This is a genomic window from Priestia sp. KCTC 13724, from assembly GCF_056820425.1.
In genome coordinates, this window is the sequence record NZ_JBXDLD010000071.1 from 1 (window position 1) to 7,870 (window position 7,870).

A 7,870-nucleotide genomic window follows, 5' to 3' on the forward strand; every position below is an offset into this window, starting at 1 on the left:
CCTAAAATAATAAAATTGAAGATTTTGAGTCTTTTTAATAGTTAATTTAAATTAATGCAACACTAGTGATAAAATACCTTATTACTTTTTGGATGAACTCTAAAGAAAGTAGTTTTTGTCTTATTTTGTCGAAAAATGAATTTTTGATTAAAAAAGCTTGAATTCAATCATCTTTATATCAAATTTATTATGTTATTTTTTTCAATATACTACCTAAAGATATTATTGGTATTCTTCACAAACCCTTTTTATATAAGTGTTTTTATATTTTTTTATTTCCATCTACATTTTTTTACATACAAAATGATTGACTAGTTTTGGAAACGTTGGTATTATAAAAGTACGTTGAATTTGTCGAATAATGACGAAAGTAATAACATAGAAAACTAAAAGGTGAGAGGGGAAAATAAGATGAAATCTACAGGTATTGTTCGTAAAGTTGATGAGTTAGGACGTGTAGTAATTCCAATTGAATTACGTCGTACATTAGGGATTGCTGAAAAAGATGCGTTAGAAATTTATGTTGATGAAGAGCGTATCATTTTAAAGAAATATAAACCAAACATGACTTGCCAAGTAACTGGTGAAGTTTCAGATGAAAATATTCAATTAGCTGGTGGTAAGCTAATTTTAAGCCGTGAAGGTGCAGAACAAATTATGAAAGAACTTGAAAATAATCTACAATCTTCAAACTAAAAAAAGCTGTCTAACGACAGCTTTTTTAGTTCACATGATATTCACTATATATCTCTCTTTTTGATTGATTACGATCTTTTGCTACTTGTTTGATAGCATCCTTATTACTAAATTGCTGATCATTTATATAATAGTTCACGTGTTCAATAATTGTTAACTCTGTCCACCAAGCTTCTTTATCTTCTATAATGTCTTCAGTTGTTCCTGAAACAATGAAACAAAATTCTCCTCTAAGTTCTGTTTCGTTAGCCCAAATTATTGCTTCTTCAATAGTTCCTCTTAAAAACTCTTCATAACGCTTTGTTAACTCTCTACATAGTACAATCTCTCGGTTTCCAAAGGCTTCAAACATCAATTTTAACGTCTCTTTTAAACGATGAGGTGCTTCATAGAAAACCATCGTTTCTTTTTTTATAGATAAAAGTTGAAGTTCCTCCTTTTTACTTTTTTTATTTCGATTTAAAAAACCGTAAAAATAGAATTCATAAGTAGGTAGTCCAGAAGCAATCAAAGCTGTCAACGCAGCATTCGCACCTGGTAAAGGAATAACAGTATAACCTTTGTTGGTCGCTTCTCTTACTAATTCATATCCTGGATCAGAGATGCATGGCATACCAGCATCACTCACAAGACCAATTTTAAGACCTTTTTCTAAATCTTGAATAAGCCTCTCGGTTTTCGTTTCTTTATTATGATCATGATAGCTAACGATTGGTGTCCCAATCTCAAAATGGTTACACAGCTTCTTTGTATGCCTTGTATCTTCTGCAGCAATATAATCTACTTCTTTTAATAATCGAATTGCGCGAAATGTCATATCTTCTAGGTTACCAATAGGTGTTGGAATTAGATATAATACTCCTTTGTCTTCAATTCCTTCATAACTTTTTTGTGAGTTCATTACTTTTCTTCTGCTCCTTTAGGATATATTGTTCTTTCTGTCTACGGCTTAACTGTTTAAACCAGTATTCTTTTTTCATGGCTTCAATTTTAGTTTCGTACTCTTCATGCCATAAAAGTACAACTGGTAAACGACTTTTAGTATATTTAGCACCTTTGCCACTATTATGAACGGCTAAACGCTTATTCAAATTATTTGTGTATCCTGCATAATAGCTTTGGTCTTTACATTCTAATACGTAAAAATAATGCTTAGTTTGTTCCATACAAAATTTCCTTTAGCTCGTTTGTATATTCATTGTCTTCCTTATAAACAACGAGTGGTGGAAGGATTTTTAAGTCTGCATTACCATCTTTAATTCCTTCAATTAAAATGGTGTTAGCTTCTTTATTTTTCTTCGGATAGATAAACTGTAAGCGTTTTGGCTCTAAACGGTATGCCCTCATTAACGTAATGATATCAACAAGTCGACCTGGTCGATGTACAATTGAGACCTTTCCCCCTTGCTTTACTAGTTGACTACTTACACGAATCACATCTTCTAGATTACAATGAATTTCATGCCTAGCAATTGCATAATGCTCATTTTTATTTTGCTCATCAACTTTAGGAGTAGGAAAATAAGGAGGGTTACATGTTACTACATCATACTTTCCATGCCCTAATTTCTGTGGCATGTCCTTCAAATCGCCTAGAACAATGTTAATTTGATCATTTAAGTTATTGTAATCAACACTTCTAGTGGCCATGCTAGCTAAACGCTCTTGAATTTCTACACCCGTAATCTTAGCATTTGTTCGCTTTGATAAAAATAAAGGTATAACTCCGTTCCCTGTACATAAATCAATGATATTCCCTTTTTTTATAGGTACATACGCAAAGTTTGATAGCAAAACAGCATCTAATGAAAATGAAAAGACAGAATGACTTTGAATAATGCGCATACTTTCGTCCGCTAATAGATAATCAAGTCGTTCATCTTCATATAATTGAACCATGTTCCATTTCTCCTTATACAAAAGCAGCCTCTCCTTGTGGAGAGGCTTTGTTATTTTTTATTTAAAAATGATAAGCAAAACAAACAATCTCCATCTTGACGGACGCTACCATAATGAATGTTACAAATATGGAAGCCTTCTTGATACAGTCTAGCTAGATTATCGTATCCTTCTCCGATATCTATCTGCTTTTGTACTTTTGTTTGACTACTTACCTTTTGATTATGACTTTTGGGCTTTGTTTCCAAATTGGTTTGGTCAAGGCGGCGGCGCAAATGGTCATTTTCAATCTGTAAGTGATGATTTTCTTCAATTAGTTCAGCTAAATACTCTTTTAAGTCTCCTAATTGTTTGTATAAGTGACCAATTTGTTCCTCCATATTTGTAACCGAATCAAAAATCTCTTTTTTATCCACCTTTACCCACCTCGTTAATCTGTGGCTTGAAACGAAACAGCACCTTCATTAATAATTTCATCTAATGTATACTCTAAGATTTGCTCACGATTTGATAATTCTACCTGTATAATACGCTCTAAAATATTTAGACCTATTACACGACCTGAACCTTCAGGTGTTTTAATGGTAGATCCAATATCAGGAAGCTGCTCTTTCGCTGTTTCGTATTCATCATTTTCGTATTTAAGACAGCACATGAGACGACCACATAACCCTGAAATTTTTGTAGGATTTAACGATAAGTTTTGGTCTTTTGCCATTTTAATTGACACTGGCTCAAAATCTCCTAAGAAAGTTGAGCAACAAAGCATTCTTCCACAAGGACCAATACCACCAAGAAGTTTCGCTTCATCTCTAACACCAATTTGACGTAATTCAATACGTGTACGGAAGATGGCTGCTAAATCCTTTACTAATTCTCTGAAGTCGATACGTCCATCTGCTGTGAAATAAAAGATTACCTTATTACGGTCAAATGTATATTCTACATCTACTAGCTTCATATCTAGGTTATGTGCCTGAATCTTTTGAACACATACACCATATGCTTCGCTAGCAGCTTGTTTGTTTTCCTCAACAATGAGCTTGTCTTTAGGCTCTGCAATACGAATGACTTTTTTTAGTGGGAGAACAACATCATGTTCACTGACTTGCTTTTTATTAATAACAACCCTACCAAATTCAACACCACGGATTGTTTCAACAATAACAAACTCCCCATCTGGTATTGTTAAATCACCAGGATCAAAATAATATATTTTACCCGCTTTTTTAAAGCGAACACCTACTACATCATACAAGCTTTTATCCCTCCTGCAAATCCAACACCAGCTGTTCCATCAATAACTGTATATTCATATTTGAATTTAATTTATTTTTAGCTCTTAAAATGACTTCAATCTTTGCAATAATTTTTTGTTGAGTAGCTTGAAGTGCATGAGATTTTAAATGATCTTCTTTATAAAAATAAATAATCATTGGCTCTTCTTCTACTTGCAACGTTAAAACATCGCGATAAAGAAGCATTAGTAAATTTAACCCAATATGAGCTTGTTCTTTTTCTTTAAAATGAGGTACCCATTTTTCGTGAATAAAGAGAAGCGCTTGTTGAGGTCTAGTTGTTAACACTTCATATAATTGTATCACTAACTTTCTTGCAAGTCCAAACCATTCATCTTCACTTAATTCAATTGCTTCTGTAATACTATTTGTTAAGTATGGCATCAGCGTTGCATCTGCTCTGGAAATGTTATGGTTCATTAGTTGTTCGGCTAATTGTTTTTCTGTTAAAGAACGAAGAGAAATAACCTGACATCTAGATATAATTGTATCCAACAGCTTCTGAATAGTCTCTGTTAACAAGATTGCATATGTACCATCCGTTGGCTCTTCTAAAAACTTTAATAAACTATTAGAGGCACTTACTGTCATCTTATCAACATGATTAATAATATATAACTTCTTATTGGATTCAACACCAGTTTTTGTGAATTCAGCTTGTAAATATTGTACTTGTTCTTTTTTAATTGATAAGCCATCTGGCTCAATAAAATGTACATCCGGATGATTACCAGAATCAATTCTTTTACAGTTAATACATTCATAGCATGGTTCATGTTCATGAGGATTTAAGCAAAATAATCGTTTTGCAAATAAAAAGCTAATCTCCTTTTTTCCAGTTCCTTTACTTCCTTCAAGCAGGTAAGCATGAGCTACTCTATCTTTCACAATACTGTTTTTTAACATTCTAAGAGCAGTTGGTTGGATACCTTCTAGCTCTCCCCACTTTTTATTCATTTCATCACACTTTCTACTTCAATTGTAAGGCAATTTTTTAAAATTGATGAAATTGGTCAATTGGCAACACAAATACCGTTGCTCCTCCAACTTCTACTTCCACTGGATAAGGAATATATGAATCTGCATTACCACCCATTGGAGAAACTGGAGAAATAAATTGATTACGATTTTGACATTCACCTTTGATAATATCTAACACCGTTTGAACTTTTTCGTCTTCTGTTCCAATCATAATGGTTGTATTTCCAGATTTTAAAAAACCGCCAGAACTAGATAATTTTGTTGAGCGGAAACCTTTTTCAACTAATGCGTTTAACAACTTTGTACTATCTGAATCTTGTATAACTGCAATTACTAATTTCATGAATATGCACCTCATTATGAACTTATTTACTTTATTATATCAAGAATTATTTGCTTACAAAAATCCTCTTAACACATCACATATATCGTTGTATACATCATCAACGCTTTGCTCAGCATTAACTTCTTTGATACGATTTGGAAATTGATTTAATAAAAGTTTATACCCTTCTCTTACTTTGTAATGAAAGTCGATTTTCTCTAAATCTAAACGATTAATTTCATGACTACGACCTTTTTCTATTCGCTGTAATCCTATTTCAGGTCTAATATCTAAATAAAAAGTTAAATCTGGCATAAGGTGATCAATAGCAAATTGATTAATCCCCAATACTTCTTCAATGCCTAAACCTCTCGCGTACCCTTGATATGCAAGAGAACTATCAATGAATCGATCACATATAACAACTTTACCCTGTTCTAGCATGGGAATAACTTTTTCAACTAAGTGTTGCCTTCTAGCTGCCGCATATAAAAGAGCTTCTGTTCTACCGTCCATTTCTTTGTTTTTAGGACTTAAAATAACTTCACGAATTTGCTCTGCGATTGAAATACCACCTGGTTCCCTTGTCAGAACAACATCTATTCCTTTTTCTTTTAACATATTTTCAACCATTTGAATAACTGTCGTCTTTCCGGCACCCTCAGGCCCTTCAAATGTAATAAAAATTCCCTTTTGCATTGCAATTCCCCTTTTACTTAAACACACGAATGAACCCATGTCTTATATTTGTACTTCCTTGTATTTTACCTTTAAAAGATAAGGTTTGCTTTAAATACTTTAAATGATGTAATGAAATCTCTTCACCTTCTAACAGCAGTGGAACGCCTGGTGGGTAAGGTATAATGGTTTCCGCACATATCTTTCCTACAGCGGTATCTAGTGAAACTATCTCGGTTTCATTTTTATGAGTATATATTTTATGTGTAATTTTTTCAGGGTAGTAAAGAGTATGAATCATATCTTTTACAAACCCACCTTGTGCACTTAATCCAACTGCTTTTTTGATTCGCAATAACGTATCACTAAAATCAAATGATGATGATAAAGGTAGCACTAATAAAACATACAAAGGATCTGCTAGCTCTGTATATATTCCTTCCGCTTCTAAAGCTGCCTGAAGCTCATAACCAGTGAGTTGCGTAGATGATAAGATGAGTTTTAATAAATCAACCTTAAGATTCCCCTCCTGATTTAACTCTACAATAGAAAGGGTATCAATCTGATTTAATTCGTTATAAAATCCTTTTAAATTAGCTTTAATTTTTGCTGTACCTTCATTTTTTAAACACTCTACATAATAACGTGCAATATCTAAAGAAACCATAATAGGATAAGATGGACTACTAGATTGTAAAGCACCCAAAAGATAAGATAATCTATTTTTATTAATAAAGTTTCCTTTCACATGTAAATATGAGCCCATTGTCATTGCTGGCAGTGTCTTATGAGCGGATTGGATAACAATATCTGCACCAAACTCTGTAGCTGACTTTGGAAAAGGAGCTCCTAAAATAAAATGAGCGCCGTGAGCTTCATCCACAACAACCGGAATAGAATGTTTGTGTGCCAATGAAACAATCGGAGCTAAGTCAGTTGAAACACCGTAATAAGTAGGATTTGTTAAGACAATTGCTTTTACCGAACTAGGAGCGACTTTAAGGGCTTGTTTGATATCTTCAACATTTATACCTACCGTTAATTTTGAAATCAAATCAACTTCAGGAGAAACAAAGATAGCATTGGCTTTTGCTAAATTAATTGCATTAAAGATTGACTTATGCGAATCCCTTTGCACAATAATACTATCTCCTTCTTCACAAAGAGATAATATTGCAGCTAAGTTGCCCACAGTAGAGCCATTCACTAAAAAATATGTTTGATCTACCCCGTATAAGTTGGCAGCTAATATCTGAGAGTCTTGAATAGCTTCTTCTGCTTCATGCAAATCATCTAAGCCTGTTATTTCTGTTAAATCATATTTTAAGAACTGTAGAAAATCTTTTTCAACACCTTTAGGAAAGACATAACCACTCTTATGTCCCGGTACATGATAAGATAGAGGCCTTTTATTGATATGATTTAAAACGCAATCATATAAAGGCAGTTTGCTTCGTAGATGTTCCAAACTTATAATCTCCTTTTATCTCTTACACATTTATAAATCAAGACTGTGTCTATTATAACAAATTCGCAATAGCTTTTTCATCATGCAAAAAAGCCCTTAAAAAGGACTTCAGGTTTATTTATAAATTTCTATTTTCTTTAATTGATTTAAAATATCATCATATTGCTGATTGGATAAATTTATTTCTGTAATATCTTTTTCACAGTGTTGACATATCAATGAAGAAAAAATTGTAATACCTTTAACTGTTCTTTGATTGCAAACTAAGCAAACTGTATCATGATTTTTTCCGTTCATTATTCTACACCTCCACTATGTCATTGTGAACCATTTGTTTATTTCCTATACCTATGAGAATTTTAAGTCTACAATACATTATACGCAGATAGCTTATACCTTGTTAAAACAAAATAAAAAGAGGCTGGGACATAACTAGCCAAAAATAATGAAAAAGGGTTCATCTGGAATATGTTCAACGAGATGGTGAACGGCGAAGGCAATATCATTTTCTTGTAATTTTATTTC

The 7,870-nt window shown here is 32.8% G+C and carries 11 protein-coding genes; 1 reads left to right on the plus strand and 10 read right to left on the minus strand.

Features of this window, described 5'->3' with window-relative positions; genetic code table 11:
* The first annotated feature begins 411 nt into the window (after positions 1 to 411).
* Positions 412 to 696 carry an AbrB/MazE/SpoVT family DNA-binding domain-containing protein gene (locus AC1UFB_RS09925; RefSeq protein ID WP_025909813.1) on the plus strand — a complete coding sequence of 95 codons (285 nt, stop codon included), beginning with the start codon at positions 412 to 414 and terminating at the stop codon, positions 694 to 696.
* A 25-nt stretch (positions 697 to 721) separates the two neighbouring features.
* On the opposite strand, the gene rsmI is transcribed toward AC1UFB_RS09925, so the two are convergent.
* From rsmI to AC1UFB_RS09975, 10 genes are all read right to left on the minus strand, one after another.
* On the minus strand, positions 722 to 1,597 hold the full coding sequence (gene rsmI, locus AC1UFB_RS09930) for a 16S rRNA (cytidine(1402)-2'-O)-methyltransferase (protein ID WP_025909812.1): 876 nt from the start codon (positions 1,595 to 1,597) through the stop codon (positions 722 to 724).
* Complete coding sequence (locus AC1UFB_RS09935) at positions 1,575 to 1,862, minus strand: GIY-YIG nuclease family protein (RefSeq protein ID WP_025909811.1); 288 nt, start codon at positions 1,860 to 1,862, stop codon at positions 1,575 to 1,577. The genes rsmI and AC1UFB_RS09935 overlap by 23 nt, the downstream gene beginning before the upstream one ends.
* Positions 1,849 to 2,595 (minus strand): tRNA1(Val) (adenine(37)-N6)-methyltransferase, encoded by a 747-nt coding sequence (locus AC1UFB_RS09940; RefSeq protein WP_025909810.1) that lies wholly within the window; start codon positions 2,593 to 2,595, stop codon positions 1,849 to 1,851. The genes AC1UFB_RS09935 and AC1UFB_RS09940 overlap by 14 nt, the downstream gene beginning before the upstream one ends.
* Positions 2,596 to 2,645: 50 nt before the next feature.
* Positions 2,646 to 3,011 carry a DNA replication initiation control protein YabA gene (gene yabA / locus AC1UFB_RS09945; protein ID WP_025909809.1) on the minus strand — a complete coding sequence of 122 codons (366 nt, stop codon included), beginning with the start codon at positions 3,009 to 3,011 and terminating at the stop codon, positions 2,646 to 2,648.
* Between the two features lie 14 nt (positions 3,012 to 3,025).
* The gene (locus tag AC1UFB_RS09950; protein WP_025909808.1) at positions 3,026 to 3,853 is read right to left on the minus strand and encodes a PSP1 domain-containing protein; all 828 of its coding nucleotides are present in this window, start codon (positions 3,851 to 3,853) and stop codon (positions 3,026 to 3,028) included.
* A 4-nt stretch (positions 3,854 to 3,857) separates the two neighbouring features.
* Complete coding sequence (holB, locus tag AC1UFB_RS09955; protein WP_100346508.1) at positions 3,858 to 4,850, minus strand: DNA polymerase III subunit delta'; 993 nt, start codon at positions 4,848 to 4,850, stop codon at positions 3,858 to 3,860.
* Between the two features lie 37 nt (positions 4,851 to 4,887).
* Positions 4,888 to 5,217 (minus strand): cyclic-di-AMP receptor, encoded by a 330-nt coding sequence (locus AC1UFB_RS09960; RefSeq protein WP_025909806.1) that lies wholly within the window; start codon positions 5,215 to 5,217, stop codon positions 4,888 to 4,890.
* Positions 5,218 to 5,271: 54 nt separating this feature from the next.
* Positions 5,272 to 5,898, minus strand: coding sequence for a dTMP kinase (gene tmk, locus AC1UFB_RS09965; protein ID WP_025909805.1), 627 nt, complete (start codon positions 5,896 to 5,898; stop codon positions 5,272 to 5,274).
* 13 nt (positions 5,899 to 5,911) lie between these two features.
* Positions 5,912 to 7,345 carry an aminotransferase class I/II-fold pyridoxal phosphate-dependent enzyme gene (locus AC1UFB_RS09970; protein WP_100346510.1) on the minus strand — a complete coding sequence of 478 codons (1,434 nt, stop codon included), beginning with the start codon at positions 7,343 to 7,345 and terminating at the stop codon, positions 5,912 to 5,914.
* Positions 7,346 to 7,459: 114 nt separating this feature from the next.
* On the minus strand, positions 7,460 to 7,642 hold the full coding sequence (locus AC1UFB_RS09975; RefSeq protein ID WP_025909803.1) for a sigma factor G inhibitor Gin: 183 nt from the start codon (positions 7,640 to 7,642) through the stop codon (positions 7,460 to 7,462).
* Between the last annotated feature and the right edge of the window lie 228 nt (positions 7,643 to 7,870).